Below are 26,651 nucleotides of genomic sequence, written 5' to 3'. Positions count from 1 at the left end.
TCCCTTTTGTGTTGGAGTAAGAAAGGCGTCAACCATCAAGGAGGCACACCAAATGGCGGTAAGAACGATTATGTTACGGGACGATTTGCAGCATCGTGCGTATCGCTGGCCGACAACGCTGCTGTCGTACCCGCTTGTATTTGCCCCTGGCGAAGCGATTTCGGGTCGATTCAGGGTGACCGATGAATCGGATGTACCGCTTCCTTATCAGTTGGAAGTGACCGAGCTTCAGGATGCAGAGGTACGACAAGCGGTCTTATACGCGATGGCTGACTTGCCAACAGGCTCGTTGCGAACATTCCGCCTGCACTACGATAATGGATCGGGTTCCCCCGCAAATGAGGATGGCATGCATTCGGTCGCCCCAGGTCTGCGAACGACGCGTGAGGAAGCGTTCACGCTTGTCGAAAACGACAGACTGGCTATGGAAGCCGGTCATACCGTAAGCAGGGAAGGGGCCTTGAAGCCGTTTATGTTGTGCTGCAAACGTACCGGCGTCCGGGCACAGGCGGTCGTTATGACACCGGAGATGCCGGATGCGGCTACGTTCGATGTGGAAGCGCAAGGGCCGTTGTTTTGCCGATTGGCTTATCGGTATTCCTTTCCTTCCGGCGCGACCTACACGTTGCGGGTGACGGTCATCGCAGAAATGGACTTTGTCGAGCTGGATGAGACGATCTCCGGTTTCGATAGCGCGGACGGCGCGGCGCTGATCATTCATTGGGAAGATTTTATGCCGGAAAGCCGCTGCTTCCGGCGCCGGTCGAAGGAGCGCATCGACGCTTATGCGGACGAGACGGGCAAGTTGCCTTTCATGTTGCTCCCGTATCGCAATTGGATCTCGTGGTGGCACGGCAAAACAGCCGCTTTCGTCGATCGCGCGCATGACTGCGCGGCCGCCATTTTTATTCGCCGCACGGATCGCTGGGATGACGGCAAGTTTGCGTTGTGGGGAGCGGATACGGCACTGAGCATCACCTTTTATTACGGCAGTGATAAAGCGGACGTCGATCCCCGGTTAAGCTGGCGATATCCGCTTGCGTCCGGAACGCGAAGCACAGCGATTGCCCTCTATCCCGCTGTAAAGGAGGAGCAGTCGCCGCTCGGGTCGTATGTGCACGATCTCGACCTGTGGTACGAGCTGCTGCATCTCGACAAGGTCAAAGATTGGCGTTTGGAGTGGGATGAACCGCAGGAAGCTTATCCGCGCTTTTTTGCGCCGTGCGCACCGGGCGAAAGCAGCGAGTTTGCGCATTTCGGTTGCCCCGGCTTGCCGGAACCGGCCCATATGGAGCGAATGATCGGCGAGCTGGCGGGAAATATGAACCGCATCTACGAAATCAATCCTGGCAGCGCGCGCGACTTTTTCGCTTGGGTGCCGATGCTGGATATGACCGCCAAGGACATGACCGCACGCCAGTTTCGCGACGCCAAGGCAGCCAGCGCCTTTATGGCCTATGTGCATATGGACGAATATGCGATGCCGGTACGTACGATGTTGGCGGGCCACCCCAACTTTCTCGCCGACATGATTGCGGTTCCGGGCATGATGGCCGCCTTGTTTCCCAACCATCCGGACGGAAGCAAGTGGCGCGATCATTTTGCCCGGGCGGCTGCGCTGAATGTGAAATATCACGTTCGGCCCGAGGTGCCGGTATGGCAGACGAAAGGAGGGCGCTGGACGGAAAATATCGGCGTATACGCATGGGCGGCACTTATGCCGATGATTCGTACGGCATGGCTCATCAAGAAAACATGGGGGGGCGACACGCTGCTCGTGCCGGGCATCGAGCCGCTGGCGGAATGGCTGCTGCATACGATGAGCCCGTCGATTGAAGGCAAGCGGACTTATCCGCCGCAAGGAGCCCACTCCGGTGCAATATGCGAGCGTTTTTTGTTCGCCGCCCCTTATGAGCTGCGTTTGCTCGGCATGCTGTTGCTTGATTACCGTCCGCTGCTTGGCGCCCGGCTGCTTGCCGAAGTTCAGCGCGATGCGCTGGGCTTCTCCAAGAAGCCGCATGCCGCCGACGTATGGTCGCAGTTGCTGGATACGCCGCTTAACGAAACGAAGGGCGTACCGGTCCCCCTTCGTTCGGCAGCATTTACCGGCTATGGCTTCGTGTTGCGGGCTGCCTCTCACCGGCCGGACGAAATGTGCGTCGTGCTGCAGCAGATCGACGAGGGGCCGAATTATCGGTGGGGCCGGGCAGCGGCCGGCGGCAATGGGGTCATTTACTATTACGCGGAAGGACAACGTTTCAGCCACAACGGGCCGGAGGATGTCGGCGACGAGAATCGCGGCGATGTACAGTCATGCACCAACTTCGGTGTATTGGTCGGTCACGAGTATCGTTGCATCGGCAGAAATGAGTTGAGCGGGCCGTTGTACGACCATATGTTTGCCCAATTTGCCTGCGCGTTGGCCGGTCCTTCGGCGCGACCGTATTACCGGTCGCGCAGCGTACTGCTGTCGGGCAACGACTACATCGTTGTGTACGACGAGGTCGGCGACCAAAAAGTGAGTGGACGCTTCACCTGGTTCGTGCACGGCGAGGAGCCGTTTCCATCCATTTGGCAGCTGACGCCGGGAGCAGCGCCGAGCGATATCGATCCCGGCGTGCCTATTGATCGTTCGCCGTCGTATCGGGATCGGTACAGTCCGCGATGCAAAGGCAGGCAATATGATGGGAAAGGGCACTTCCTGACCGTCGTCAGCCATCGCGATCCGGCCGTCATGCGCGTGCATAAGACGGATTACGGCGCGCTTGTCGAGTTGCCGGGGCGAATCGATTACGTATTTCGCGACAGCAGCCGCATCCGGTTTCGCGAGGACGATAACGTGTTTGACGGCAGGTGCGGCATCCTGCGATATCACGGAGATGGCCGAATCGAAGGCGCGCTGTTCGATGGCGTACGGATCGGTGCCGGCGGCATCGAGCTGGCCATCGCCGGCGCAGCAGAAGGAAGCGGCGCCGGCGGGCGGGTGCGAGCCAGCGTTGGCTTCGTCCTGGATTGTGGAAACGGCAACGCCAGCGGTACCTGGATGCTGCGAGATGCCTGCAAGGTAATGGTCGAATGCCGCCGGGAGCAGTCGGCGGGAGGCAGATTGTACGTCAACGGCGGCCTCGTCAACAGCGAAGGCTTGACCTTTGCCGTCGCCCTGGAGCCGGGTGAATACAGGTGGGAGTGGACATCCGGCGAACCGCTGCCGCTGCCAGTTCGCATTGTATCGTCCGTTGCATATCCCAACAGCTTGCGATTAAAGCTGGACGGTGCATACGAGAACACGATGCAAGTGGCGTACAGCAACGATTGCGGGAGCTATTGGCGCACGATCGCCGCGACACCGGAGAGAGGAGTGCTTGATTTGTCAGGGCTGAAATCGGACACCGATTACCGGGTGAAAGTGCGGCCGGCGTCGTTGCAGGCGGAGAACGACTGGTCCGATCCGTATCAGGCGAGCACAACGTCGCTGCTTCCCCGTACACCGACCGGCCTACGTCTGACGCGCAGAGGGCAACATACCGTCGAGGCGGATTGGGGAGAAATCGCGGGAGCGGCTGCATATCGCCTGTACCGAAGCAGCGAAGACGGGGAGTCGGTTGAACTGATCTATGAAGGCGAAACGATCCGCTACACGGATGATAGAGCCCCTCGCGAACGGACATGGACGTACCGGGTCTCCGCTGTGAACGGCAACGGCGAAGGATCGCCTGGCATCGCACTCGATACCAGGCCCGGCGGTCCAGCGGATTGGGACCCGCTGCCGGAGGAAACGTTCCGGCGCGATACCCGGTCGCACGAATACGGATATGCAGGCTTTGACTTTGCCGCAAATGACGACAAGCCCGTATTGGCGTATCCGCGTCGGGCCGCGGCCGATCGGAGGAACGGGAAGGATGCCTGATATGGGGAACGGGAAGCAACCGAATGTGATCGTTTTTTTCACTGACCAGCAACGATGGGACTCGACCGGTATTCACGGCAATCCGCTCGGCTTGACGCCGGTTTTCGACTGGATGGCCACTCAAGGTACACACTTGATGCACACGTTTACCTGCCAGCCGGTTTGCGGTCCGGCGCGCGCTTGCTTGCAGACCGGCCAATACGCCACGAAGACGGGGTGTTATCGCAACGGGATTCCGCTGCCGCCCGACTGCCGAACGCTCGCTCATCATTTCCGCGATGCCGGTTACCGGACCGGCTATATCGGCAAATGGCATCTTGCCGGGGAGGAGCCCGTTCCGCCCGGACAGCGCGCGGGCTACGAATACTGGCTTGCCGCGAACTTGCTGGAATTGTCGTCGCAGCCATACGAGGCGGTTGTTTACGACGACGCCGGAGACCGCATCCATCTGCCAGGCTATCGCACGGATGCGCTGGCTGACGCAGCCATTCGTTTCGTTGCCGACAACCGCACACTGCCGTTCTTTTTGTTTCTCTCCTTCCTCGAGCCGCACCAGCAGAACAACACCGACAACTATCCGGCGCCATACGGCTACGAGCAACGCTATACCGGCCGCTGGATGCCGCCGGATCTGGCGGAGCTTGGGGGCACTGCGGCACGTCATTTGGGCGGGTACTTTGGCATGGTCAAACGGTTGGACGAAGCGCTTGGTCGCCTGTTCGACACGCTCCGCAGCTTCGATTTGCTGGACGATACGATCGTGCTGTTCACGTCCGATCACGGCTGTCACTTCAAAACCCGCAACGCCGAATACAAGCGTTCCTGCCACGAAAGTTCGATTCGCGTGCCGGCGGCTTTGTATGGTGCGCGCTTCACAGGCGGCGGCTCCGTCCGCGAGATGGTCAGCCTGATCGACTTGCCGCCCACCTTGCTGGACGCGGCGGGTATTGCAATTCCCGCCGAGATGCAAGGCAAGTCGGTGCTGCCGCTGTTGCGGGGCGAACGGTCGCAGAACCGGCCGCAGGAAGCGTTCGTCCAGATCAGCGTTACGCAGGTTGGCCGCGCTATTCGCACCGATCGGTACAAATACGGGGTCGTTGCCCCCGGCAAGGATCCGGTGCGCGACTCCTGTTCGGACCTCTATGAAGAAGCATATCTGTACGACTTGCATGCGGATCCGTATGAGCTCGACAATCTTATCTTGCGCGATGCGGCTGTTCCTGTTGTCAAGGAGCTGCGGCAAAGGCTTCTCCGGCGGATGGCGGAGGCGGGAGAAGCCCCCGCGACGATTCAACCTGCCTCTTCTCGGCAAGGAACAACGATTGAATCATGATCCGGTGACATGGCGCGGATCGGGCTTGCTGCAAGGAGTACTTTCAACGAATAGGGGGGACATCGTTTGTTTACAGGATACCTTATAACGGATCAACATACGGAGCAGCGTTCAGGTGTCGTTTGGCAGTTGGGGGAGCCGACGGCACAAACGTTCGCCAGCGAATCAGACGGCGGCTGCCACCCGATCTTTGCCTCGCTGACCGCACCGCTTATTCGGGTGGATGTCGACAACACCACTTCCGAGAGACTTGTTCCCCGCCGTCTGACGACGGACTGCCGCAAATTCGCGGGGGCGGAATGTCTGGAGATCGACATGAGGGTATTGCCGGGGCGGTACACGCTGCAGATCGATGTGCTCGAAACGGTGCAGTCCGACTTTTGCACAGTCAGTATGGACGGGTATGAAATTGGCGGCTTCGGCATTCCGTTTGCCGGCGATCCGGCGCATACGTACCGAAATATGCACGCACAGAGCGAGCGGCACATGCAGCAGCAAGCCGAACATGACGCGATCAAGAGCCGCTATCGCCTTAGAGATACGTATGAGGGGCAAATGCGCCGGCTGCGTCCGTTCCGCTTCGAACTGCCGCTTGTTGTCGCAGCGGAGGGGCGGCATAGGTTGTCGGTGCGGTGCCACGCTTCCGCTCACAGCGAACGGCAGGACGTCTATGTCGGCGACGGGTTCTCCCTGATTTGCCTGGCTTTGGTCGAAGGGCTGAAGGAAGCCGAACCGAGCTTGCGCCGTCCGTTTCCGGGCCAGCCGCTGATCGATCTGTGGGGTTGGATGAGCATGACGTCGTTTGATCATCCGGGCAACCGGGAAACAAGTCCGGAGCGGCTTAAAGCTCGTGCCATTCGTGAGCCTGGCAAGTGGGGAGCCAACAATTTTGAATTGCTGCCCGTGCATCGAGACGGCGTGTTATTCGATTTTGCTGACGATCCGGCGTGGGTGAATAGCGTTGGCTACGAGCAATCGCGGGAAACGGACTATACGAATGCGACCATCGCTTCGATTCTGGGGCAAGCCCGGAAACATGGCATGTTGAATACGTTGTTTTTCTATTCGCTCTACGGGGCGAACTTTATTGAACGCAAGCTGACGTCTGTTCAGCGGCAACAGCTTGCAGAACGGCTGTTTGCCCGGTGGATGGACGCGGCGGATGGCGCGCGACCCCGCTTTGACGCCATGAGCATGGAGGCTTGGGTGCCGTTTGACGCGCCTGCCTTTCAGCGACTGGTCTGGCGATGGAATCCCGGCTTGTGTTTGCTGATGTCCAGCGGAGCCGCGGGTGGCGTGCCCGAAGCGCAGGCTTACGGCTACACGCCCGGACTGCACGCTTATAACGCGCATTGGCAAGGACCGCTGTGCTACCAGACCGGCTTCGATCTGTCGCATCCGCTGCAGCCGTATCCGCCGGAAGCATACGAAACGGAATGGGGGACCACTTACTTCTACATGCAGGGCTGCGGGCAGTCGCACCATCCCCGCCGCTTGTTCCCATTGCTGCGTTTCGCCGAATACGGGATTACGAATCGGACGGCGACACCCGACTGGATCGTGGCGCAGGCCCATCAATTCGCTTATCGGCGGTGGATGAACCCGCATGACCGACTGGCATCTGCGGTTTGCTGGGAAGCTGACGAGGAAACGATGGCGCCGGATGAGACGCGTGTCTACATCTATGCAGCAAGCCAGGACCCGATTCGACTGGCGGTAGCCGGCCAACTGACGGATATGGGGCTGGGTGGGGATCTGGCGATGAAACACTCGCTCAAAAAGGCAGCTCCCGGCGATACGACACGCGTTCGGCCGCGCCATCGCTATCCGGCCTCGACCCATTTTATCCAGAACAATCACTTGCAGATGCTGGTGTTTGACGATCGAGAATACAATAGTCTCCAGTGCGATTTGCAGCGGGCTGGCTGCTACTACAATTCCGGCGCGCTCGTCGAACTCGCCTTCCCGCTGTGCGCTACGCGTTTTGCAGACAATCGCTTTTTGCGCCAACAGGCGGCTTATCCGGAACCGGCGGGACCGAAGGCGATTCTACGGGAAGAAAGCGAGCTCGGCAGCTTGGCCATGACAATTCGGCAAACGCGTACGATCGAAATGTTCGCTGATTGCCCGGGCTTGCGGATTCGGATTGAACGCCGCCTCGCGCATGGTCAGGGCGGGATGGTGGACACGGTGATGTCGTTTCTCGGCCATGATGTTATCGTTATTGGTGACAAGACCTATTCGGAGCGACTGGAGCTGCAGGGGACGAACGGCGGGGAGCCAATCCGTCTGATCGATTCGCGCGGCGTGCTGCCGGACGTAGTCATCGGCATGCAGGGCACGGATGCACCGGAACGGCTGATTTGGCTGCCGGGCAGCGGGCTGGAATGGAGCCATGCCCTGTACCGCAGCCACCGCATCGACATTTCGTTGGTCGTGCCTGACGGCATGCAGCGCGACTGGAGCAGCGAGATTCTGCTGGCGATGCTGCGCGAAGTCGACGGGGCACCGGCGGCCGGGGATCCGGGAACGGTCGCGCTATGCCGTAATACATTGCCGGTGCCAAGCGTGAAAGTGGCGCAACTGCCATCGGTTGGCGACGGTCCATATATGGTCCGGGAACGGGGGTGGTGGCGGGTGAGAGGCGCTTCTCCCAGTCGGACGAATCCCGGCATGGACCGGGTGAAGATTTATGCCGATGCGGGAGAAGAAGTACCGATCCTCCCTGCCGGCTACGTGGAGGGCACCGTTAAGCCGGGATGGGGCTGTCAGCATGTGCTGGCCATTCGCGACGTGAGTCGGCAAGCCGCGTGTGTACGGTTTATAGTCCATGTGGACGGCGTCACGCCGCTTCTTTTTGCACCGAGAGTCGAATTGTGTTCAAGCGTCGGCCGTGTGCGGGTGAATGGAGCGGAGTGGCACTACCAGGACGGAAGCATCCTTTACTTACCCAACTGTCCGGGCATATATGCGATCGAAGCGGCAATTGGTGCGGTCGGACAAACGCCGCATTTGCTCACTTCTTATGCGCTCATCTCCGATACTAGCTGGCGTGATGGCATCTTCCGCTTTCGCGCCGACCATCCATTATGGACCCGTAAAACAATGGAGGATTTCCGCTATACGGCGGTTGTCGACCCTAGTGGCAGGAAAGCGGAGGCAATCTCAAACGGCACGTTGCTAGATGTGCGAAACGGCAAACTGGTACTTGCGTTCGAGCCTGGTGAAGTTTCGGTCAAGCTGCACTGATTTTTCTATTAGACAAAAAAGGGAGGATTTCTACTAAGGCAACTGCCGCGGTTGCTCCTATTTAACTATCTTGCTCGTTAATGCAACAGGCAGAATACCAGATAAGGTTTCTTCAGCCTAATTACTTGCCGTTAATACTTCTGAATACTGAATCGATTTCCGTCTGTATAGCTAACAGTAGGAATAATGGAAATCATTTGAAGAATATATAGGAGATAAAATAGATTATGTGAGCGGCCGTACAGGCCTCAAAGCTGCAGCTAAAACGGCATGGACGTCTGATATAACGGTCCAATCTGTCCAATCCGTACGGCACGCGCTAGCGACGTTGTACAGCAACGTCGCTGGCACGTGCCGTTACCGGCCCAGCAAGTATCCTCTCAAATCTAATTATACCGGCGTATCTTTTCTGCGGCGTGATAGTTTCTCGAAGACGGCGTCGCTCTTCAGCCGGCTCATGCACAGCAAGCGGAGGCCGTTGTCGATCTCCTGCGGGCTGATCAGACAGCTTTCCATGTCCTCCATCACAACGTCGCCTTCCACAACTTTGAAAATGCAAGTACGGCACGTGCCGCTGCGGCAGGAATAGGCGACCTGTATCCCTTGCGCGATCGCAGCGTCAAGAATAATGTCCCCGGGGGCCGTGGTGAATGTTTGGTTTCCCGGCAGCAAGGTGACCCGATACTTATCCATGCCGGGATCCGTTCGGTTCTCCCTCGATTGCGGCGATTCGCGCATCGATCCGGCTGAGGAAAGGTTCGTAGTCCCATACCGCTCTCGCTTGGGCGACCCATTTGTTCCAGTCGTCCATGACCTGCTCTTTTAAATCCTCCAAGGCGTCCATGTCGCCTTTCAAGCGATGGAGCACCCATTTGTGCCCGTAGGCCAGATGAATGCTTTCGTCCGCCCAATCGTAATCAAAGTCTTGCGAGCTGGATGTATCGCCTTGATTCTCGAATTCGGTTTTCATCTGGCTCTTCCAATAGGGGCCGTTGACCTCGAAAGCATGCAGAAGCGCAAGCACGGCTAGTTCCCCTTGGCCGCTTACCGCCAAATAATGATCGGCGATGACCGGATAATCAATGCCGATCTCGAAACCCCATGCTTGCAGGCGTCGTACGCCCATCAAGCAATGCCGGGATTCGTCGTAAGCCCATCTTGCGCAGTCGAGATAGAAGTCCCACGGCATGTCGTTCCATCTCCACATGACCAGAGCGGGTATTTCCGCGGCCCATATTTCGTTGACATGATTAATCGCCGCATATACTTGCCGCTCTATAAATTTGCTGACGGGACGGATTGGATAGTGGTAGCGGGCTTCTGCGAAACGCGGGTCACGTACCGGTACAAGCGGCGGCTCGTAGGGAGGACGAACAGCCAGCAATGGATCGGCTTCAATAGAAACGTTAGATGCGGCGCCGGGTGATTTGACGCGGTCTTTGTTGGAACCGAGTACTCCCCCGATACGGCGCAAGCTATCCATCAAGAAATATCGCCACTCTCCCTCGTCTGTCGTTTGCGCATGCCCGGCATCTCTGCGTTGTCTGGTTTCCAGCTGTGCTTTCAGCTCCACCGCGTCGTGAATCTGTTCCTTGATTTCCGGAATGAATCGTCTGATCAGCGATACGGTAGGTGCGTCATCCAATAAATCCGCCGTTTCCAAATAGATAGAATAAGCATGGGCAAGAGCCCGTTTGACGACAAAATATATGCCCTCCAAAAGCTCGGCGTCACCCTTGCACCGGATCAGCAAGTTCAAAACGGCAAGCAAATCTTCGTCATGCTCCTGATCGACATCGCGCTTCGGATACCTCAATTCCAGAATGCGCGTGCGAAGGGCGTCCGCGCGTTGCGCGTCCTGCCATATATGGCGGGGAAGCTGCGTTTTTAAGTTCCAATCGGCCACATTGACCAAATAACCGCCCAGTGTTCGCATCGTTTCCCGTTCAACGAGATACAATCTTTTTAACAGATACGAAGCCTCTTCCACCGACCGCTTGCCGGGAATCCCCATTGCCAACACCATTTCTGCCATGCTCCCATCCCCGTTATTGCGACGCTAAAAACGTACGGACTTGATGTCCAGAAACGTTAAGCGACGCTAAATAAGCCATAACGTACGGACTTGATATCCAGAAACGATAAACGTGCCTGGAACTTCACTCGCGTAAATACGTTATTTTTCGCAAATATACTTCGTATTATGGGGGTGAAAGCAGCCGTTCTCAATAGAGGGAGCCGTAAAATAAGTGGATTTTCTTGATATGGCCGCAAACCTTAGTCGTAGTAGAAATATTCATTGAGCGGGTAAGGCGCAAGCGTATCGTCGACGGGAGCCAGGTGCTGGTTGCGCGGATTGGCAAAATTCGTTCGGTATTGCGACGGCGTCAATCCTTTCCGCTTATGGAACAACCGCGAGAAATAGTGCTCGTCCTCCATACCGATGGCGTGCGCAATTTGTTTGACGCTCCAAGTTTCCTGCACTAGTAGTCGACAGGATAACTGAATGCGGCGACTCATGATCGCCTCCCTCGGAGACATTCCGGTATGCCGGGCAAACAAGCGAGAGAAATGCTCGTGAGTCCATCCTGTGACAGCGGCCAGTTCAGCGACCGTAAGAGAAGGCCGTCGCAAATGGACGTTCAGAAATTCAAGGGAACGGGTAATTTGCTGGGGTAAGGTTCGCTCCGGGGCATAGATCATCGGAGTGCCGCTAACCAGTGCCTCGGCTTCCAACAGGGCTGCGGCAACGAGCAGGATGCAGCGCTCGCGCCAATTCCAAGCATTCATGCCAGCCACGGTTATCGCTTGCTTAAGAAGTGTCGGGATGACGGAAGTCTCATGGAGCGGGATCATCTGCGGGCCACGAACGGAGAGTAGCTGTAACGTCGGCGATTGTTGCTTCTCCGTCATTACATGAAAATGAAAGAACATATTGCGTGTCGGATGTTCGGGGTCGAAATGATACGAATGCTCTTCGTTCGGTCGGGTTATAACGAGACAAGCTTCGTTCAGCGTACTGGTTAGGCCGTTTGCCGTATAACGGGTTTTTGAGCCGGCCGGAAAATAGACGAGTTCGTAATCAGAAATAAATCTCGGTCCCAGCACCCAGTTGGCTTGTACGATGAAATCGCCGGCCAGGGACAATTGCATATTCGTAACATTACCCAGCATGTCGGGTCACCTCTGTATTTGAAGTAGAGCAGCAACAGAAATAGAGAAAAGCGGTTTTTGCCTCAATCGGATTGTTGGATTATACGGCTATTATACTACACCATCGGAAAATTTCATTTTGACGTTTTTTCGTTCTCTTGGCAAAAAAACTCTGGTGATGTCAAGAAAATTGTCCGATTGCTACGGAAAACAGATAATCAGTATTGTCTCTGGGCAGTAACAAAGGAGATACCGGTGCGGTGGCGAGATGTCTGACGAAACGATTCATTGAGCTTTCGGGCAGAATTCTTTAATACAAGATATTCTGAGCATAATAGAGAAAGAATATAAATAATTCGAATCTTGTATAAGGAGAGGTTAGTTTGTTAACATTCTCGTCTATTGATACTAGAACAGCTGAGTGGAAACAGGTAGTGGAAGGCATCGAGATTGTAGTATTAACCCAGCAGAGGTTCGAGTGTTATTAAAATTTGCTCCTGGAAAAGGATACCCACGACATAAACATCCTGCGGGCGAGGAAGTTTTAGTTTATAGCTGTTTGGAATAACTTAGATGTTTTTAAAGAAAATATTCAGTATAAACTTGTTCCTGACGGTCTTAATGAGAGGCTTACAAGAGGGCAAATTTCTGATATTAAACATATTAGCACACAGATTTATTGGCTTTTAAAGGGTCTTCATTAACCTAACGGGGAACGTTAGCTTCATAACTACACCACGAGGCTGCCGAATCGGCGGCCTCGTTAAGCTAAGACGGGCAGGCTTTTTTCAATGATTTATGAGAACCTACGTAGAAGAAATGCTTGTATTGCTTTTAGGGAATCGATCTGACGGACAGAATTGTTAAAAAGATATCCTCCCTTTTATTAATATGACACAAGATGACATAATTAAGGTTTATAATGGGTGATAGATCAACGAAAGGAGTAATAAATCATGAAACGAAGAGTAATTTTAGATTTAGCAGTTACTTTAGATGGTTTTATTGAAGGAAAAAATGGAGAAGTTGATTGGTGCATTATGGACTCTGAGATGGGGTTTAATAATTTCTTAAATCAAATTGATACTATTTTATATGGAAGAAAAAGCTATGATTTATGGGGACAATTTACTCCAAAAATTGAACATACTGATTCTGAAAAAGAATTTTGGGAATTGGTTCATAGTAAAGAGAAATATGTGTTTTCCAGGACGCAAAAAGGGGCTGATAATAAAGTAATATTCATAAATGATAGTATTCTTGAAGAAGTAAATAAATTAAAAAATAAGCCTGGCAAAGACATCTGGCTATATGGTGGAGCAAGTCTTATTACAACTTTTATCCATTTAGGACTTGTTGATGAATTTAGATTATCTGTTCATCCTGTTGTTTTGGGAGAAGGGAAACCGCTGTTTGTGGATATAAAACAGAGGTTGAATTTAAAAATGGTTCATACAAAAACGTTCTCCTCAGGCGTTGTACAACTAATTTATCATTTTGATGGAAACTAATAATATTGCACAATCCAAAGATAAAATCGTTAGTTTTATTTTAACAGCGGCAAGTCTAAGACTTTATTTTCTGGTCTTCGACCGCCGCTTTTTCATCTATTGGGTTCAGTCTAAAACTTTATTTTCGCCCCGGTTGCTCTGGCGAGTCTCGCTGCATCGTTAGCCTTCCAGGTGCCGAACAAACTTTATCTGCAATGAGAACATTCGTCTAATCATGACACAGTTGTCGTGATTGCTTATACTGTGAAAGCTAAATAAATGGAAATTCGAGGTGGAGTCTATGAACGTCAATGATATTGTAATTGAAGGAGCACGCGAGAATAACCTGAAAAACGTGAATGTCCGCATCCCGAAGCGAAAAATCACGATCTTCACCGGTGTGTCGGGCTCGGGCAAATCTTCCCTTGTCTTCGATACCATCAGCGCCGAAGCTCAGCGGCAGCTTAACGAGACGTTTTCCGCATTCATCCGCAATCGGCTGCCCCGGTTTAATCAGCCGGATACCGATCTCATCGAGAACTTGTCTACGGCGGTTGTTATCGACCAGAAACGGCTCGGCGGTAACTCCCGTTCAACGGTCGGCACAATCACGGATATTTATGCGATGCTCCGGCTGCTGTTCTCCAGAATCGGGAAACCTATTGCTGGAAATTCGCATATTTTCTCGTTTAACGACCCGGCCGGTATGTGCCCGGAATGCTCCGGAGTCGGACAGGTGGTGCAGTTTGATGTGGACAAGCTGCTCGTCAGGTCCAAGTCGCTGAATGAAGGCGCAATCCTGTTCCCCGTATTTAAAGTGGGAAGCTGGTACTTGAATACGTATACCCATTCCGGCTTGTTCGACAACGACAAGCGGCTTGCCGACTATACGCCTGCAGAATGGGATACCCTCCTCCACGGCAAAGAAAGCAAGATCGTATACCGCACCAAAGGCGGCGATATCGAATCGGATTATGAAGGTCTGCTGCCCAAGCTCACCCGCCTGTATTTAAAGCGGGACAGCAGCGAGATGTCAGATGCCAAACGCGAAACCCTTGACCGCTTTCTATCCTATAGCGAGTGTAACCTTTGCAGGGGAAGCCGGCTTAATCAAGTGGCCTTGAGCTGCCGGATTAACGGATACAACATTGCAGAGTGCGCAGCGATGGAGATTGGCGAGCTAATACGTATGATTGAAGTCATTCGGGATCCCGTTGCCGGTCCGATGATTGGCGGGATTCTGATCCGGTTGAACCATCTGGTCTCTATTGGGCTGGAGTATCTGAGTCTGGACCGACAGACCGCAACCTTGTCGGGCGGCGAGTCGCAGCGCATCAAGATGATCCGGCATCTGAGCAGCAGTCTTACCGATATGATCTACATTTTCGATGAACCGAGCGTCGGACTGCATCCGCGGGATGTCCATCGTCTGAACGGCATGCTGTGCCAGCTCCGGGACAAAGGGAATACCGTACTTGTCGTCGAACATGACCGCGAAGTCATGGAGATCGCCGATTACATCATCGATGTCGGACCTCATGCGGGAACCCGCGGCGGAGAAATCGTCTACGAAGGCGACTTTGCGGGCTTGCTCCGCGCGGATACCTTGACAGGACAGTACTTGAAGCAAAGTCTTCCCTTGAAAACTTCAACCAGGGTGCCCAAAGGTCGGATGACCGTAGCCGGCGCCAGCCTGCACAATCTGAAGGATGTGACAGTCGATATACCCGTCGGTGTGCTGACCGTGGTAACGGGAGTAGCCGGCTCAGGCAAAAGTACGCTGATTAACGGAGCACTCCTGCCGTCGCATCCGGAAGCGATTGTCATTGATCAGACGGCCGTGGGCACGTCCATCCGCTCCAATCCGGCTACCTACACGGGGATGATGGACGAGATCCGTCGGCTGTTCGCAGCAGCCAACAAGGTGAGCGCTTCCCTGTTCAGCTTCAACTCCAAGGGAGCCTGTTCCAACTGTCAGGGTCTTGGGATGATCTACACGGATTTGGCCTTTCTCGAGCCGGTTAGGACGACATGTGAAATATGCGAGGGCAAGCGGTTCAGCGATGAAGTGCTGCAGTATAAACTGAACGGAAAATCCATCAGCGACGTCCTCGCTATGACGGTACGGGAAGCTTCGGCGTTCTTCAGCGGGAAGGAACTGCTCCGTCAAATGCGGACGCTTGAGGATGTGGGACTCGGATACGTAACGCTGGGCCAGCCTCTGAGCACCTTGTCAGGCGGGGAATGCCAACGCATCAAATTGGCCGGGGAACTTCACAAGGAAGGCAGTCTCTACGTAATGGACGAGCCGACAACCGGACTGCATATGTCCGATATCTCTCGTCTGATGGACATTTTGAACCGCTTGGTCGACGGAGGCAACACGGTTGTGGTCATCGAACACAACCTGGATGTGATCAAGAGCGCAGACTGGATCATTGACATGGGTCCCGAGGGCGGCCACCGGGGTGGCCGAATTGTATTCGAAGGCACCCCTGTCCAACTTGCCGCTGCCGAGCATTCGATAACGGGGGCGTTTTTGCGCAAGGCAGAAACCTGCCAGGGAGCGTCTTCCTGACGGGGTACGTTGCAACGGACCCAATTCCGAGACATCGAATACAATTTGTTGTATCAACGGATTTTCCAGCTGGATAGCTACGACTTGTGTGGCATAGGAGGGTATTCAAATTGAACGTAAGGATAAGGGATGCTGTAGAGGCGGATATTGGTGACATCATTAAATTAAGAAGGCAAATCGATGACTACCATGCAATTTTGAGACCAGAACAATTTATTAGTGCAGATCTGTACAATGAACAGACCGTAACGTCCTACTATGAGGCTGATGTTGACTCAAATACTCTTCTCATTCGAAATAAAACACATGAAGGGGATTAACTTATTTTTTCACGTGATATTAAAACGTGACAGGGTATTAAATTCAATTGATGGATCTCTGCTAAAAGAAATTATTTCTTCATATCATGGAAAATAATAGAGAAAATTGTCGATTGAGATCGAATACATCATGTAGTTCTTTTGGCTTGGGTTAATAGAATTATATAACCCGTATGTCGCAAAAGGAAATACAAGAGGAGATGTATTCTATTGAAAAATCATTGGCTGTTATGCTCTTTATTTTCATTTCGGTATTAATATCTTCTACCGTTTTTGCTCATTCAGGCTGAACAGATTCCAAAGACAATGATATTATTCGTCCGGAATACGCTCAAGAGATGGCAAAATTGCTTCACACCGAACTAGTATTAGTGACCGGGGATCATGCTTCGTATATTACTGCTCAACCTCAGTCGTTGCTCGCTCATCTATATTGTTTTTTCGAGTTATCCGTGTAATTACTAGTTATTCAGATCGCCTCTCCGCTACGGGTACGATAGAAAAGCCCGCCTGCCGGCGGGCTTTTTTCAGCTTCGAACCTCTTCCAGCTGCGGCCGCTCGATTACAAGAGGCGGCGGAACAAGCCACCCTTTCTCCTTGCTCAAGCGAAGTGTCTTTAACCCAATGGCCGCTTTTGTGGCATGATACTTCGCGAAAAGTACACCTACGTCTTCCCGAATCGATTTGCCCATGATTTGACTGCATGTCACAAGCCCCGCCGCAGAATCAGCCGCTATCATGGCGGCAATCTCCATGTCCGTGAATCGGGCGCCGATCGGAATGTTTTCCATTCGGGCTTCCGGACGGTCCGGCAAGCCTGGAGAGGGGACGAGACCGTTGTGAACCAAGATGTCGTCGCATTCCGCGGATTCAAGCTCCGCTTGGTTGATCATATCTCCGATAATCCCTTTCAGCCTCTTTGTCGCCAGCATGATAGCTCAGTGCCCGATAAGCAGAAACACATCCCTTGGCTGCCATGGAGAACTGCCAAATATCGTAGGCTTCTCCATAATGCAACGGCTCTTTTTTCGGGTTACCACTCAATATGCCCATCCTTGTCTCCCACCTTTATTTGAATATCAATGCTTAATGCACTTGGGGTCTTGAACAAAATTGTTTGTTGCCGTTCCAACTGCCCCAGAAGCAGTTTTTGCAAGATTCGGGTTGTTTTGCGACAAAGTCATTGCTGGAGTAGGGGGGTCACGATCTTTCCCGATTCCGACTCCGAAGTCCTGCCAATCCAAACAATCCTACCAGACCTAACCAACCCCAATTATTACGATTGTCATTAGTGGTCGCTTTAGTCTGGTAATTGCTCCCGGTGTTATTCATTCCATTATTGTTCATCCCGTTTGGATTTCCGTACCCAGTACTTGTACCAGCAGCCCCTGCGGCACATACAACGATACTGGTGCCTAGGATGGCTGGTAAGAGTAGGTACATCAATTTCTTCTTCATTTACTTCACCTCACTCTACATGGAGTATGAATCTCACACTTTCTTGGTTTCCCCAATGAAGTTTCGGATTATGCGTATCATGTCTAGTGATAGCTAATGTACCCCTATGGCACGGGATGGCTTTTTTTTAATCAGACAATGTTCTTGACAATTGGTGATGTCAAGAACATTGTCCGATTGCCACGGAAACAGGTGTATCCCCAATCGGACGCAAATGCTTGCTGCAAGCGGCTTTATAGCAGTTGCTTCGCAATTCGGGTGTATCCGTTGCAAAAAAAGTGTTTGGAAATTGGAGCGGCTCCACACTTCTTTCCAATAAATACATATTCCCGCCCCTACGTCGGAATACTAAGCGAAAAAAAAGGGGGGGGAGGGTTGTCCGTGTCAATCGTGAATTGTTCCGCAGACGATTTCGTTTACAAGCCGCTCCGTCGGGTATAGCGGAACAGCGGCAAACAAATGACGAAAACGCGGAAACCTCCTTCGATATTGATTCTCGCCTCGCAGCCATGCAGATGCGGTTATCGTGCAGCTACGAACCCCATCGGATAGGATGTCGCCTAATCATCCGTTTGAAGCAAATCGATCAGTCTGCTTATACCGCGGTCGATCGCCGGAATCGGATGCGGATAAACCGCAATTAGCGCGTCAAGCGCCCATGCGGGTTGAGACGGCGTGCTGGCGCCGAGCGGGACATACTGCATACGCTGCGGCACGACTCTCCCCAGCCTCCATCTTGATTATGGACGAGTTGAAGCCAATCGGTGGTGCGTTTGACGGAAGGATGGTCCGCTTCCGCCCCTACCGCCATCATTCCGGTCAGCGCCGCCCATGTGCCGTACAAATAACAAATGCCCCAGCGAGCCCGAATCTGGTTAGGAGAGTATACATTCCGAAACCGGGTAAAGAGGAAAAACGCCCCCCTCGCCGGATTAGGAATCCCAAAATCCTGAATACGTTCCCGCAGCGAGCGGCACGCTTAGAAGTCGGGGCTCGGCAATCACACTTAAATTGTAGGATCCATCTTGGGCTCAAAACTTCAAAGGCCAGCTCGATACCGGATTGTACCGAGCGAGTTTTTGAAATTGTATGGATGCTGCACATCCTATTCGACAATCAAGCCTTTTGGTAAGAGAGCACGACGACACCCGATTGGAACGTCTTCGTATCCGTCAATTTCAGTACGGTATTCTCCATCCCATCTTGGAAGACGCGTTTGCCGCTTCCTACCACGACCGGGAACACCATGAGCCGGTATTCGTCAATCAGTCCCAAATTGTGAAGTGTTTGTACGAGAGAGCAGCTCCCGAATACAAGAATGTCTTTGCCCGGCTGCTTCTTCAGCTTCGAGACCTCATTAGCGATACCCCCCTTCAGCGCCGCGCAAGCGGCATGAGCGTCTAATACATATTTATAGAATTCTGAGGGCTTAGAAATCTCAAAGGGGCGTGGGATCAACCTGTCCAGTCTTCTTTTTTTCCAAGAACAGCTGGCTGACTTGCTCGACGGACTTATTGCGGCAACCGTAGAGGAGGGGGCGAAGTCGGCGGCAAGAACGGATGAATGCGGAGCTGCGGTGCGAAGCCCGCTGGACCATCGCGGCAACCGTTGAGGAGGGGCCGACGTCGCCGGTGGAACGTACGGACGAACGCGGAGCTGCAGCGCGCCGCCGGCCGCCTTGTTCGCCGTACTCATCGCGGCGACCGTAGAGGAGAGAAGCCTGCGATGGTGGGATGTAGGGACGAACTCGGAGCTGCAGCTCGAGTAGCCGGGAATCCGACGGCACTAGCGGGACGTCCGGACGAGCGCAGAGTTGCGGTGCATCGCAGGCCACCTGATTTGCTTTACTCGTTGCGGCGACACCGTAGCCGGGGGAGACGGCGGCACCAGCGGGTCGTCCGGACGATCGTGGAGCTGCGGTGCACCGCAGGCCGCCTAGCTCGTTATTTTGCTTCCGAGAAGCAAAAGCCCCTCCGCAGTTTTTGCAGAAGGGGCCAATTCAAAAAAAATGCTTTTGTAATTTTGCGTCGATCTCCAGTTCGATGGCTTGAGGGGTGATCCCGTCTTTGTCATGAACCTGTTTGACCATACGGGGAACATTTTGTTCTCTGAAGTCTCCGGCTAAAATCAAAAACGCGCCTGAACCATTGTGGTTTTGCGGGATTTGCCGGGACGAAAAACGGTGTCAGGAAGGAATGTTCATAGCGGCCTGAATGTTTTTCAGATCGAGCTGAATTTGCTCTGGAATATGGTAGGGATGGTATAGGCCCCGCTGCATCATGTAGATTGTTATCTTTTCATGGGAGTCTATAGCTTCGTCGAGCTGTTTCATCAAAATTTGCTTGATTTCGGGGGTGGCACATTCGGTTACGGCCATGGCGTAATTTCTGACTCCGCTCTTGGCGTTCATCAAAAAATCCATTGCGATCACGTCGTCGGTCAGCGAGTGAAGCCCTGTCATGTGTTCTAGTATTGTGTTCATGTTTTATCTCCTATAGGGTCAATTTAGAAAGCACTCCACCGAGCTCCTGAAGTTGCTGTTGTGATAATTGCACGTCTTGCTGCAAAATTTGCTTGAGCTCCGGGTCGGTTACCAGAGCTTGCATGGTTTTGGATTTGGTCATGCAAACGGTCTTGAACGCAGCCATTTCATGAACCTCCAGCATCTCATGCAAAGCGTAATTGGAATTCATTCGGATTGTCCTCCCCTGTATTTACCCATATTCAGGGCTTTAAGATGACTTTGATGCAATTGTCCGTTTTCGTATCGAACATTTCAAAGCCGTGCTTGGCATCGCTAAGCGGAATGACGTGCGTAACAATATCTCCAGGGTCTATTTTGCCCGACGTAACCAGCTCGTACATATACGGCATGTAGTGAATGACCGGGGCTTGTCCGGAACGGATATTCACGTTGCGTTGCATGATGTCGCCGAGCGGGAATCCGTTATAGCGTCCGCCGTATACCCCTGTAATTTGGATGGTCCCGCCTTTGCGGACAGCCTGAGACGCAATGATGAAAGCGCTCATCGTGCCGCCTTGCAGTTTCATACCGCTGGCTAGAAATTCGAGATCGCTCATCTTGCCGTCCATTCCTACCGCATCAATCACGACATCGGCGCCGCCTTTGGTCATTTCCTTGAGATTGTTGCCGATATTCGTATCCTGTTCGAAGTTTACGATTTCCACATGGTTCGTTCGCTTCGCATGCTGTAAGCGATAATCGACATAGTCAACGGCGATGACCCGCTTGGCTCCTTTCAGCCAACAGAATTTCTGCGCCAGAAGTCCGACCGGACCGCAGCCGAGCACGATGACCGTATCACCATTCTTGACGCCGGCGTTATCTACGCTCCAGAATGCCGTCGTCATGGCATCGGCGATCAAACTTAGCTTTTCGTCCGGTTGCTCGCAGTTTTCAGGAATCTTGAAGTGGGTGAAATTAGCAAACGGAACTCGTAAATACTCGGCTTGCCCGCCAGGGTAACCACCGGTCGTTCCGGAATAGCCGAAATATGCGCCCATATCACCGTGTTCGTTTGACTTGTCACATTGGCTTTCCAGCTGATTTTTGCAAAAAAAGCATTCTCCGCATGCAATGTTGAACGGGATGATCACGCGGTCGCCTTTCTTTACCTTTGTCACGCCGGGGCCTACCTCTTCTACGATCCCCATCGGTTCATGCCCGATGACATAGTTCTCCTGAAGGTTAGGGATCATCCCGTGAATAAGGTGAAGGTCGGAACCGCAAATGGCGGTACTGGTGATCTTTACGATCATATCGTCCGGTTTCTCAATCTTCGGATCCGGCAACTCTTTGACCACGACATTTTTAATCCCTTGATAGGTCACCGCCTTCATGCTTTATGTCCTCCAATATGTTCATCTGGGGTCCGATCAAACAACCCTTTACGCGACGTATCATCCGGGAACAAATTCATCTGCCCGATCATCACCGTATTTTTCGCCGAAAGCTGGTCGAGTTGGTACTGTTCGTTCAGCTCGTAAGGATGGAACCATTTTTTGCGAATCATAAGCTCCGTGATTTCTTGGTGCATTGCAATCCCCTGTTTAAGATGATTGCGCAACAGCGCTCTTACATCTGGAGAAGCCGTTTCCGTCAGGGCGATGGACAAATTTCGCACACCCTCCTTGGCACGAAGAAGGAAGTCCATTGCAAAAGTCATATCTGCCATTTCCGGCATATTTAATGAATTAATCGGGTCTAAATAATCGGTAATCATTTGTGTTCCCCTTTAATGTGTTATAGGTGTCGGGCTATTCGGAACAGGCGCTTGGAAAGGAGCTCTTGCGTAGATTGCTTGCAGCTCGGCGATCTGTTGTGTGGATTGAATTACGTCTTTCTGCATTAACGCTTTTAGCTCTTGGTCAAAGACCAAGCCTTGCATAAGTTTTGACTTAACGAGGCAGAGCGTTTTAAAGTTTAACGCTTCATGCAGTTCCATCGATTCGTGCGCCGCTAACGTTGGCATATTCATTGAGAAATTATAACCTCCTTTTTTTTCATCATCAACGTTAGATTTTCCGGCGCATCGGATCTTATACTAAAATTGATTGCCGGAAATGTGGGATCCGGATACTTTCCATGCAATCACAGGAGTATAAACAAAATCTCAACCGCATACTTATTTCTGTTTAAAATTAATGAACTTTGCTCGAGGGAGGGGGACTCGCTTTGCCCAACGAAAACAAAATTGATCTAGCTACCGAAAATGCAAGAAAACCGGCAGAAGGCACACTTAACTCGAGCGGCAATACACTGGAGCAGCATGCATCTAACGCGGTTTCTGAGGTGCAAACGGCTATAAATCAGGCGATAAGCTCGATAAGTGAATCTAATGCAGCAATAAATTCACAAGTTTTGGAGACGGCCCGGCAGCAATTATCGTGGCAATCGGACATTGGTCAGCGGCAGCCTGTTGTTTTTCGAAAAATAGAGCAAAACGTGGCAATCGGACAATGTTCTTGTTTAATATTATTTAATGTCGGGTGACAAGAACATAGGCCACGGAAAGTGGATATGCCGTTCCGAATAGACGCTGGCGTCGACGCGATGTGATTTGTCAGATGGATATTATTTTTCGACGATCCATTAAGCTATCGGGCAGATTAGTTCCAACTGGAGCTAACGGAACTGAGCGCCGCTACCGGACGAAATAAAAGGTTATAAGCCAGCTTAACGGAACTGAGCGCCGTTATTCAGCAAAAAATGGTGCAAATGCGCCTGCCAAACGCCCAATAACGGCGCTGAGTTCGGCGGAAATCAATTGAGCGACATAAAATGAGTTTTATTAAAGGATCGTGGCAATCGGACATTGTTGTTCTTGGAAATATTAAATGAACTGATGATACGCGTGAGGAAATAATAATGGCTTTTGGAAAGGGGATAAAAATGAATGAAGTAAATTTAGGAAATGAAGGATTTACAAAAGAAGAATTAGAAGCTATTAGAAATTGGTTCGGTATATAAGGCAGTAGACAAAAATCCATCAGAGATTCATCTCTCAGCTCTTCGCAAATTGAACTTGTTATTGCAATCCCCGGTTCCGACAGAAGAAGAACATAGAATGATTCAGACGGTAATATAGCTCAAAAAAAGTCGGTTTCGCAACGGAAAATCTACTAATCAAAAGTTATTCAAAATATTACGATTTCGATCAGCAGTATGCTTCAAAGCTTCTTATAATAATGATAAAAAAAAAATACTTAGCAAGAAGAGCGATTGAATTCTATAAAGAAGGTGTGCAGGTGCATCGAAAGGCGATAGTTACAATTGAAGAAAAGAAGCGGTTATTAAAGGAACATAATGAACGAATAAACATAAAAAATTCAACTTGCTCAGCTGCAGAAGAAAAAGCATGAATGCACTAAGAAGATGTCAAGTGACAAGAATATATGCCGAATGAAACCCGCAACTGATGCGGTTTTTTTTATTTGTAGTAAAGAATTTATATGTTTCCGGGCCCACGCAAAGTAACTGAATATGCTTCGAAGCGAAAGCCCCACTTTGTGGGGTTATTTTGTATTCACTATTCCATCTGGTTGAACTTGATCACTTCCTGCAGTTGGTTGAACAGGACGTCGCTTAAATAGTCGGAGGCGATGTTTATGTCGTTCCTGACCCACTCGGCCAATACGGCGAGCGGGATGGCGGAGCGCAGCGCGAAGAAGTAGTTGCTGTACTTCGTGGCCGGATGGACCAGTTTGATCGAGGCTTGCAACTGGTTCATCATTTTGGCCAACGATTCGCTGAGGATGTAGGCGCGGTCGGCTTGGAAAATCAGGCGGAGAATGGCGGAATTGTCGTACCAGTACCGCAGAAACGGCTTCGGGAAGAAGGGCGCTTTTCTGTGTCGTTTCGCACAAAACGTCGAATCATGTCGCACTGCCGAAACGAAATCATGCTATATTTTATGAATATGTAGGCAGTTGTTTTCGAGTACATATTACCATTGTGAATAATGGCACAAATGATGAACCAGGGGGAAATTGATGTGCGGAAAATAGTGGAGGCATTTCTGTGCCTATTGCTTGTCTTGTCTTATCTGCTGCCGGCGCGATCGGCACAGGCCACCGCCAATGGTGACCATTATTTGGGTGAAATCAAGCTGTTTCCGTACGGCAAAGCGCCGGACGGGTGGGAGTATTGCAACGGTCAAACGTTTCTTATCAGTCAGAACCGCGTTGTTCAGCTTACTCGGCACGGCTTACGGCGGCGATGGGACGTCCACGTTTCAATTGCCGAATATGCAGCCGCTGGATAGTGCAGGCGTCTATTATGCGATTGCGACCAGCGGGATGTATCCCGGCGAGGGAGGAACGGGGCTTGGCTCGGAGTATAGCGGGGAAATCGGGCTATTCGCTTATCCGAGTACCCGGTTGGCGCAAGGTATCGTGCTGGATGGACAGGCACTTAATCAAAGCGAGTACCCTATCTTATATGCGATGTTAGGAACACGATTTGGCACCGGCGGCGGCTCCACGTTCAAAGTGCCCGATCTGAGCGGAGCGAACCCGACATTGCTTGGCCGCGCCAGTTATACGAACGGTTTGACGATTTACCAAGTGTTTAACGGCTCTATACCTTCCTTGTCTTCCGCGAACGCGCCGATCGCCAATTATGACGCTTATGCGACCCAAGCCGGCTCGTTGAACGTTACAGTCACCGGTTTGCTCGCCAATGACAACTACGCTTCCAGTGTAATGGTTGTGAAGCAGCCGAGTCACGGCACAGTGACCGTGAATGCAAGTGGCCATTTCGTTTATACGGCGAACACTACATACCAAGGTGCCAACAGCTTCACGTACAAAGCGTTCAACAACTGGGGCAGCAGTATGGAAGCGACAGTCAGCCAGCTTCACCAGCAATGGCGGGACGACGGTATCGTCGCAAAACGTGGAGTATGACGCTTCGGCCGCGGAACCTGCTGCGTCGACGCGAACGGGTTACACGTTTGGTGGCTGGTATTCGGATAGCGCGCTTAGCAACGCGTACGTCTTCTCGACGCCGATCACCGTTGACATCACACTATATGCGAAGTGGACGATCAATACGTACACGGTCAGCTTCGCAAGTAACGGCGGGACAACGGTATCGTCGCAAAGCGTGAACTACAACCATGCGGCAACCGAGCCGACTGCGCCGACGAAATCGGGTTTTGTGTTCGGAGGCTGGTACACAAACAGCGCTTTGAGCAATGCGTACACCTTCTCGGCGCCTGTCACCGGCGACGTCACGCTGCACGCGAAGTGGGCGATAGCTGCCAATATCGTTGACACCATAGTGCGGGCCGAAAGAGATCAAACCCAGGTCGCTGCAGACACAGCGGCACAACTGATTTTGCTGATGGATGATGGTCCGGAGAAGGATGCGCTGGTCGTACGTCTGGCTGCTGTGCAGATGATCATCAACAACCGCGATTTCCATATGGAGCAAATTATCCACATCATCACCGAAGGCACGTTATCCGAAAAAGACTTGAATGGCGATCAAATGTTTGACGCGGCGGATATCGTCATTTTCTTGCAGCGAATTTCCGTTTCTCACTAGCGTAAGGGAATGGTTAGGGGAGGGCAGAAGCAGTTTGCCGCGAGGCAGGCTGTCGCTGCTCTTTCGCATTTGCCGAAAAAAAAATCGAACTGCGGCACAGGAAAATGGATAAATTTGTCGAAGAATACGATAATCATGCATTTGAATGTATCGGAGGGCGCCAATGGCAGAGACGGTTGAAGAATGGTTTCATATCGAAAATGGAGTAAGAAAAGGACCTGTCAATTCGAGCGATATGGCTGAGCTATTGCGAACCAGGAAAATTACGGCCGAAACATTGGTTTGGAAGAAGGGGTTGTCCGACTGGACGCCGCTTGCCAAAACCGAATTTGGCGAAATGATCTCGGAGCCGCCCCCAATAAGCGGCCAAGCCGTCAACAACACGTTTGTTTGGTGGATGGTAGCTACTCCGATCATCGGAATTTTCGTGGAAAATATAATCATGGCCGTTACCGAACAAGAACTTAATTATATGGCCACTGCGCTGGCGTATTTTTTGGTCTATTCGATTTTATGCTCCAATGATCAAACAAAATTGAAAAAAGCAGGCCACAACACAGCTTCATTCTGGTGGATTCTTTTCGTGCCGGTTTATTTGTTTATCCGGGCCAGGAAGCTGCGACAGTTTCCCCTGTACGCTATTATCTGGTGCGTTTGCTTTGTAGGATCGTCCGCTTATTCGGAAAACATTTTTGATTATTTCGGCGTCTCGAGTCAGACGACAATCAATGCGGTGAGAGAAGGAACATTCTACGATCATCCGGAAATGACGATTGACGAAGCAACCAAAGCGTATCTCGTCAATCCGAAGTGGGAATCTTTTATAGCAGGCGATAAGCAGCAATATGTCAATGTTTCGGGCATTATCAAATCAAGTGAAGACAAGCTGCTTATCCAGTTCCTTGTTAATTCCGATCGAAGCTTCAGCGTTAATGCGCTGAAAATCAATGAGCAATGGCAAAACGTGGCACAAACGAACGCATTTGTGGATGACATGTACGCGATCGACAACTGAAAATGCTGCCCTGACTGCCATGCCCTATGCCGCGGGGCAAAGGATGTAAGAATCAATGTGTTTCTGCGGAAGATTGA

At 52.0% G+C, this 26,651-nt stretch carries 22 protein-coding genes and 3 pseudogenes; 11 read left to right on the top strand and 14 right to left on the bottom strand.

Annotated elements, in window-relative coordinates; genetic code table 11:
- The first annotated feature begins 52 nt into the window (after positions 1-52).
- The 3 genes from EXY20_RS24805 to EXY20_RS24795 all read left to right on the top strand — a co-directional run bounded on the left by EXY20_RS24805 (position 53) and on the right by EXY20_RS24795 (position 8,489).
- Entirely contained in the window at positions 53-3,907 is a 3,855-nt protein-coding gene (locus EXY20_RS24805; protein ID WP_135554815.1) for a fibronectin type III domain-containing protein, read from the top strand.
- A gap of 1 nt (position 3,908) precedes the next feature.
- Entirely contained in the window at positions 3,909-5,240 is a 1,332-nt protein-coding gene (locus EXY20_RS24800; protein ID WP_207671334.1) for a sulfatase-like hydrolase/transferase, read from the top strand.
- A 66-nt stretch (positions 5,241-5,306) separates the two neighbouring features.
- Positions 5,307-8,489, top strand: a complete 3,183-nt coding sequence (locus EXY20_RS24795; protein ID WP_135554813.1) for a hypothetical protein — start codon at positions 5,307-5,309, stop codon at positions 8,487-8,489.
- A gap of 390 nt (positions 8,490-8,879) precedes the next feature.
- Here EXY20_RS24795 and EXY20_RS24790 read toward each other — a convergent pair whose 3' ends face one another.
- The 3 genes from EXY20_RS24790 to EXY20_RS24780 all read right to left on the bottom strand — a co-directional run bounded on the left by EXY20_RS24790 (position 8,880) and on the right by EXY20_RS24780 (position 11,663).
- Positions 8,880-9,182, bottom strand: a complete 303-nt coding sequence (locus tag EXY20_RS24790; protein ID WP_167859491.1) for a 2Fe-2S iron-sulfur cluster-binding protein — start codon at positions 9,180-9,182, stop codon at positions 8,880-8,882.
- The gene (locus EXY20_RS24785; RefSeq protein ID WP_135554811.1) at positions 9,175-10,524 is read right to left on the bottom strand and encodes a DUF455 family protein; all 1,350 of its coding nucleotides are present in this window, start codon (positions 10,522-10,524) and stop codon (positions 9,175-9,177) included. The genes EXY20_RS24790 and EXY20_RS24785 overlap by 8 nt, the downstream gene beginning before the upstream one ends.
- A 242-nt stretch (positions 10,525-10,766) precedes the next feature.
- Complete coding sequence (locus EXY20_RS24780; RefSeq protein ID WP_135554810.1) at positions 10,767-11,663, bottom strand: helix-turn-helix domain-containing protein; 897 nt, start codon at positions 11,661-11,663, stop codon at positions 10,767-10,769.
- 935 nt (positions 11,664-12,598) lie between these two features.
- On the opposite strand from EXY20_RS24780, the gene EXY20_RS24775 reads away from it, so the two are divergent.
- From EXY20_RS24775 to EXY20_RS24765, 3 genes are all read left to right on the top strand, one after another.
- Positions 12,599-13,153, top strand: a complete 555-nt coding sequence (locus EXY20_RS24775) for a dihydrofolate reductase family protein (RefSeq protein ID WP_135554809.1) — start codon at positions 12,599-12,601, stop codon at positions 13,151-13,153.
- A 280-nt stretch (positions 13,154-13,433) separates the two neighbouring features.
- Positions 13,434-15,710 (top strand): ATP-binding cassette domain-containing protein, encoded by a 2,277-nt coding sequence (locus EXY20_RS24770; RefSeq protein ID WP_135554808.1) that lies wholly within the window; start codon positions 13,434-13,436, stop codon positions 15,708-15,710.
- A gap of 110 nt (positions 15,711-15,820) precedes the next feature.
- The gene (locus EXY20_RS24765; RefSeq protein ID WP_135554807.1) at positions 15,821-16,030 is read left to right on the top strand and encodes a hypothetical protein; all 210 of its coding nucleotides are present in this window, start codon (positions 15,821-15,823) and stop codon (positions 16,028-16,030) included.
- Positions 16,031-16,557: 527 nt separating this feature from the next.
- Here the strand turns inward: EXY20_RS24765 and EXY20_RS24760 are convergent.
- The 10 genes and pseudogenes from EXY20_RS24760 to EXY20_RS24720 form a co-directional block, all read right to left on the bottom strand.
- Positions 16,558-17,083 (bottom strand): annotated as a pseudogene (locus EXY20_RS24760) (DUF3231 family protein).
- A 147-nt stretch (positions 17,084-17,230) separates the two neighbouring features.
- Positions 17,231-17,488, bottom strand: a complete 258-nt coding sequence (locus EXY20_RS40475; RefSeq protein WP_135554806.1) for a WGxxGxxG family protein — start codon at positions 17,486-17,488, stop codon at positions 17,231-17,233.
- Between the two features lie 560 nt (positions 17,489-18,048).
- Complete coding sequence (locus tag EXY20_RS40710) at positions 18,049-18,204, bottom strand: hypothetical protein (RefSeq protein WP_407944937.1); 156 nt, start codon at positions 18,202-18,204, stop codon at positions 18,049-18,051.
- Between the two features lie 44 nt (positions 18,205-18,248).
- Positions 18,249-18,299: pseudogene (locus EXY20_RS40705) on the bottom strand (hypothetical protein); the annotation flags it as partial.
- A 305-nt stretch (positions 18,300-18,604) separates the two neighbouring features.
- Complete coding sequence (locus tag EXY20_RS24745; RefSeq protein ID WP_135554805.1) at positions 18,605-19,183, bottom strand: dihydrofolate reductase family protein; 579 nt, start codon at positions 19,181-19,183, stop codon at positions 18,605-18,607.
- A gap of 490 nt (positions 19,184-19,673) precedes the next feature.
- Entirely contained in the window at positions 19,674-19,970 is a 297-nt protein-coding gene (locus EXY20_RS24740; RefSeq protein WP_135554804.1) for a spore coat protein, read from the bottom strand.
- A gap of 10 nt (positions 19,971-19,980) precedes the next feature.
- Positions 19,981-20,181: a hypothetical protein gene (locus EXY20_RS24735; protein ID WP_135554803.1), complete on the bottom strand. Its 201-nt coding sequence runs from the start codon at positions 20,179-20,181 to the stop codon at positions 19,981-19,983.
- A gap of 31 nt (positions 20,182-20,212) precedes the next feature.
- Positions 20,213-21,349: a zinc-dependent alcohol dehydrogenase gene (locus EXY20_RS24730; protein ID WP_135554802.1), complete on the bottom strand. Its 1,137-nt coding sequence runs from the start codon at positions 21,347-21,349 to the stop codon at positions 20,213-20,215.
- Positions 21,346-21,732 (bottom strand): spore coat protein, encoded by a 387-nt coding sequence (locus EXY20_RS24725; RefSeq protein WP_135554801.1) that lies wholly within the window; start codon positions 21,730-21,732, stop codon positions 21,346-21,348. The genes EXY20_RS24730 and EXY20_RS24725 overlap by 4 nt, the downstream gene beginning before the upstream one ends.
- 12 nt (positions 21,733-21,744) lie before the next feature.
- Positions 21,745-21,987 (bottom strand): spore gernimation protein GerQ, encoded by a 243-nt coding sequence (locus tag EXY20_RS24720; RefSeq protein WP_135554800.1) that lies wholly within the window; start codon positions 21,985-21,987, stop codon positions 21,745-21,747.
- A 197-nt stretch (positions 21,988-22,184) separates the two neighbouring features.
- Between EXY20_RS24720 and EXY20_RS24715 the strand changes: the two genes are divergently transcribed.
- The gene (locus EXY20_RS24715) at positions 22,185-22,502 is read left to right on the top strand and encodes a hypothetical protein (RefSeq protein ID WP_135554799.1); all 318 of its coding nucleotides are present in this window, start codon (positions 22,185-22,187) and stop codon (positions 22,500-22,502) included.
- Between the two features lie 1,036 nt (positions 22,503-23,538).
- Here the strand turns inward: EXY20_RS24715 and EXY20_RS24710 are convergent.
- Positions 23,539-23,895: a hypothetical protein gene (locus EXY20_RS24710; protein WP_135554798.1), complete on the bottom strand. Its 357-nt coding sequence runs from the start codon at positions 23,893-23,895 to the stop codon at positions 23,539-23,541.
- Between the two features lie 75 nt (positions 23,896-23,970).
- Between EXY20_RS24710 and EXY20_RS40470 the strand changes: the two are divergent.
- From EXY20_RS40470 to EXY20_RS24695, 4 genes and pseudogenes are all read left to right on the top strand, one after another.
- A pseudogene (locus EXY20_RS40470) lies at positions 23,971-24,202 on the top strand (tail fiber protein); the annotation flags it as partial.
- A 54-nt stretch (positions 24,203-24,256) separates the two neighbouring features.
- Positions 24,257-24,916, top strand: coding sequence for an Ig-like domain-containing protein (locus EXY20_RS40015; RefSeq protein ID WP_328592591.1), 660 nt, complete (start codon positions 24,257-24,259; stop codon positions 24,914-24,916).
- Positions 24,906-25,559 (top strand): InlB B-repeat-containing protein, encoded by a 654-nt coding sequence (locus EXY20_RS24700; protein ID WP_235886181.1) that lies wholly within the window; start codon positions 24,906-24,908, stop codon positions 25,557-25,559. Before EXY20_RS40015 ends, EXY20_RS24700 begins: the two co-directional genes overlap by 11 nt.
- Positions 25,560-25,722: 163 nt before the next feature.
- The gene (locus EXY20_RS24695; RefSeq protein WP_167859489.1) at positions 25,723-26,574 is read left to right on the top strand and encodes a DUF4339 domain-containing protein; all 852 of its coding nucleotides are present in this window, start codon (positions 25,723-25,725) and stop codon (positions 26,572-26,574) included.
- Positions 26,575-26,651: the final 77 nt, after the last annotated feature.

The organism is Paenibacillus cymbidii, from assembly GCF_004764705.1.
GTDB lineage: Bacteria > Bacillota > Bacilli > Paenibacillales > NBRC-103111 > Paenibacillus_AN > Paenibacillus_AN cymbidii.
The sequence above is the reverse complement of the archived record's forward strand: the minus strand, read 5'-3'. Positions and strand labels throughout refer to the sequence as shown.

Excerpts from the sequence above, each read along its gene's own strand:
- EXY20_RS24805 (WP_135554815.1), top strand. The coding sequence starts at position 53 with ATGGCGGTAAGAACGATTATGTTACGGGACGATTTGCAGCATCGTGCG.
- EXY20_RS24800 (WP_207671334.1), top strand. The coding sequence starts at position 3,909 with ATGGGGAACGGGAAGCAACCGAATGTGATCGTTTTTTTCACTGACCAG.
- EXY20_RS24790 (WP_167859491.1), bottom strand. The coding sequence starts at position 9,182 with ATGGATAAGTATCGGGTCACCTTGCTGCCGGGAAACCAAACATTCACC.
- EXY20_RS24785 (WP_135554811.1), bottom strand. The coding sequence starts at position 10,524 with ATGGCAGAAATGGTGTTGGCAATGGGGATTCCCGGCAAGCGGTCGGTG.
- EXY20_RS24780 (WP_135554810.1), bottom strand. The coding sequence starts at position 11,663 with ATGCTGGGTAATGTTACGAATATGCAATTGTCCCTGGCCGGCGATTTC.
- EXY20_RS24775 (WP_135554809.1), top strand. The coding sequence starts at position 12,599 with ATGAAACGAAGAGTAATTTTAGATTTAGCAGTTACTTTAGATGGTTTT.
- EXY20_RS24770 (WP_135554808.1), top strand. The coding sequence starts at position 13,434 with ATGAACGTCAATGATATTGTAATTGAAGGAGCACGCGAGAATAACCTG.
- EXY20_RS40475 (WP_135554806.1), bottom strand. The coding sequence starts at position 17,488 with ATGAAGAAGAAATTGATGTACCTACTCTTACCAGCCATCCTAGGCACC.
- EXY20_RS24745 (WP_135554805.1), bottom strand. The coding sequence starts at position 19,183 with ATGAGTACGGCGAACAAGGCGGCCGGCGGCGCGCTGCAGCTCCGCGTT.
- EXY20_RS24740 (WP_135554804.1), bottom strand. The coding sequence starts at position 19,970 with ATGAACACAATACTAGAACACATGACAGGGCTTCACTCGCTGACCGAC.
- EXY20_RS24735 (WP_135554803.1), bottom strand. The coding sequence starts at position 20,181 with ATGAATTCCAATTACGCTTTGCATGAGATGCTGGAGGTTCATGAAATG.
- EXY20_RS24730 (WP_135554802.1), bottom strand. The coding sequence starts at position 21,349 with ATGAAGGCGGTGACCTATCAAGGGATTAAAAATGTCGTGGTCAAAGAG.
- EXY20_RS24725 (WP_135554801.1), bottom strand. The coding sequence starts at position 21,732 with ATGATTACCGATTATTTAGACCCGATTAATTCATTAAATATGCCGGAA.
- EXY20_RS24720 (WP_135554800.1), bottom strand. The coding sequence starts at position 21,987 with ATGAATATGCCAACGTTAGCGGCGCACGAATCGATGGAACTGCATGAA.
- EXY20_RS40015 (WP_328592591.1), top strand. The coding sequence starts at position 24,257 with ATGCAGCCGCTGGATAGTGCAGGCGTCTATTATGCGATTGCGACCAGC.
- EXY20_RS24695 (WP_167859489.1), top strand. The coding sequence starts at position 25,723 with ATGGCAGAGACGGTTGAAGAATGGTTTCATATCGAAAATGGAGTAAGA.